This window comes from Paenibacillus sp. OT2-17, assembly GCF_009827695.1.
Classification (GTDB): domain Bacteria; phylum Bacillota; class Bacilli; order Paenibacillales; family Paenibacillaceae; genus Paenibacillus; species Paenibacillus polymyxa_B.
The window spans coordinates 1-2,352 of the sequence record NZ_WUDQ01000565.1 but is presented as its reverse complement, the minus strand read 5'-3'; the positions used below and the strand labels follow the sequence as shown (position 1 = coordinate 2,352).

The window sequence follows — 2,352 nt, the reverse complement described above, 5'->3', positions numbered from 1 at the left end:
ATCTACTGCATACGTAGCAGTAATTAGGCTGCAATTGGCAAACGCCTCATGATCATTTTCAGTGCCGATGCGGACTTGAATTTCAGGTGCCCCGGCAACAGGTGTCATTAGTTTAAGCAGCGTTGGTGTTTCCTCCAGCAGATCGAGAATATGTTTAACCTTTTCTACATCTTTAAATTCAGGTTGATTGAGCATGTTCGTCGCACCGCTCAAATACAAGCGCTGATCCGATTCATTATCCAGTGCTTTATCCAGCACCTTCATAGCGTCCTCAAAATGAGACACATGCTTCTCCATCTCCTGACCAAGTGCGGTGTAAAGGCGCGATTTAAGCTGATAAATCGGCACACCGACCAGCTTGCTGTTCAGTAAATTCACAACCTTCTCCATCTCGGAAATCGAAATTCCCGGTGGAATATCTACCGTTTTATTCTCCACCTGACCGGTATTGGTCACGATTATCGCCACAGCCGTCGTTTCGTTGAGCGGCAGCAGCTGAAAATGACGCAATGAAGTATGAAAAACCTCCGGCCCAAGCAGGATGGAAGTATAATTGGTCATATGGGACAAAATGCCTGACGCATGCTGGATCACTTGCTCCATTACATTCAGCTTTTCGGCGTAAAAGGCTTTCAGTTCCCGCATTTCCATAGGCTTCAGCGTATTCAGTGGCACCAGATGGTCCACATAATAACGATAACCTTTATGAGACGGGATGCGTCCCGCTGAAGTATGGGGTTGCTCCAGATAGCCCTGTTCCTCCAAATCCGACATTTCATTACGGATCGTGGCCGGGCTGAATCCGACATCCTGCCTTTTGGATATGCTGCGGGAACCCACTGGCTCAGCCGAACGAATGTAGTCATCAATAATCGCATTCAGAATGAGTCTCTGACGTTCGGTTAACAAGCGAATCCCCCCTTGTTGTTTATCCATAATAGCATGATTGTTAAATGGAATCATTAGCACTCGTTCGCGATGAGTGCTAACCGTTAATACAAAAATACCAAACCGACCTGATCATTGTCAAGTCAGTTCAGTATTTTCAATAAACAAGATTTATCACAACAGTTTAGTTTACTGGAATGAATCCACAACGTTTACACTTTTTCACGAAAAATCTCAATATCCAGCGTATAAAAACCGTATTTATGTATAGTGACACAGAAAATAGAAAAATTCGAGACTATGTCTCCATACCATTATAGCTTCTTTGTCCTTGAGGAGGAATTAAATTTGAGAACTAATCGCCGCAATCTTTTATACGCATCGATCGCACTTTTACCTACAATTTGTATGTTTCAGATTTTAATCAAGTTGTTTCCGTATACAGGACTAGGAAGAATAGCTGCTTTGCCATTGGTTTTCATCCTCAATGCAGCCCTTATTATTTCAGTCATCCATTTAATTCGTAAATTAAGACCCCTATGTTATGCCTTGGTCTTGATTCCTACAATACTTTTAAGCATGTGGAATACCATTTTATTTTACCCTCAAGAATTTAGTCCAAGTATTCCCAAGCAAATAAAATACAGTATATCGGCTATACAACATTACGATGATTTAACACTAGCCGATTGGGAAGGATATACATATAGTCCAAGCAGAAGCGGAGCGTCTGAAAGATATGTTGTAGCCTTGTATAAATATAAACACCGAGTTCCATTAGACGGCACTGCATACTTTTATAATGATACTGATTATCATAAGGACCATCCCATAAGAAGCCTGAATGGAATACCTTCCGAACTGGAGCCTCATCATCAATTCATTTGGTGGTTGCTCAAAACATATGAGAAATGAATCAGGATTAAACAATGTAGGCTGTATAATATACGCATGATTAGGTCCTGATGAAAAAAGAACTGACCTCATTATTGATAGGTCAGTTCAGTACTTTCAACACTGCGATTTCATCACAATTGTTTTGTTTACTACAGTGAATGCAGTCGGTCCATACCTTTTCAGGGAAAATCTCTTTGCTTACTACATCAAAACCGTTTTTTATAAAAAAGGAGACCTCGTAGGTCAATGCCATAATTTTAGGAATACGTTGCCGCCGCGCTTCTATAATAAGGCCCTCCACGAGCTTGGAGCCAATACCCATACCTTTGTGTCCCTCAGAGATGCCAAGGGAGCGAATCTCTACCAGATCAGCGCCCAATTTGCATAAAGAACCACAACCAACAACTTCGCCGTCCACCTCTGCAACAATAAACAGCTCCAGTTGGCGCGTAAGCACTTCCCTCGAACGTGGCAGCATAATCCCCCGCTCTGCATAGCCGCTAATCATTTGATATAAAGGCTCCACATCCTCAGGAACCGCACTTCTGCACAATACATCTTTACACA

Annotated in this window: 3 protein-coding genes; 1 reads left to right on the top strand and 2 read right to left on the bottom strand. The window is 42.2% G+C overall.

Translation table 11 applies throughout. The annotated features are described in order from the left end of the window. On the bottom strand, nt 1-909 hold a 909-nt coding region (gene hrcA / locus GRP75_RS24620), incomplete at its 3' end, for a heat-inducible transcriptional repressor HrcA (RefSeq protein WP_160790631.1). Between the two features lie 327 nt (nt 910-1,236). Between hrcA and GRP75_RS24615 the strand changes: the two genes are divergently transcribed. Then, nucleotides 1,237-1,803, top strand: coding sequence for a hypothetical protein (locus GRP75_RS24615; RefSeq protein ID WP_237449177.1), 567 nt, complete (start codon nt 1,237-1,239; stop codon nt 1,801-1,803). A gap of 82 nt (nt 1,804-1,885) precedes the next feature. On the opposite strand, the gene GRP75_RS24610 is transcribed toward GRP75_RS24615, so the two are convergent. Next, nucleotides 1,886-2,352 (bottom strand): N-acetyltransferase (locus GRP75_RS24610; protein WP_237449176.1); only part of this gene is annotated, 467 nt, incomplete at its 5' end.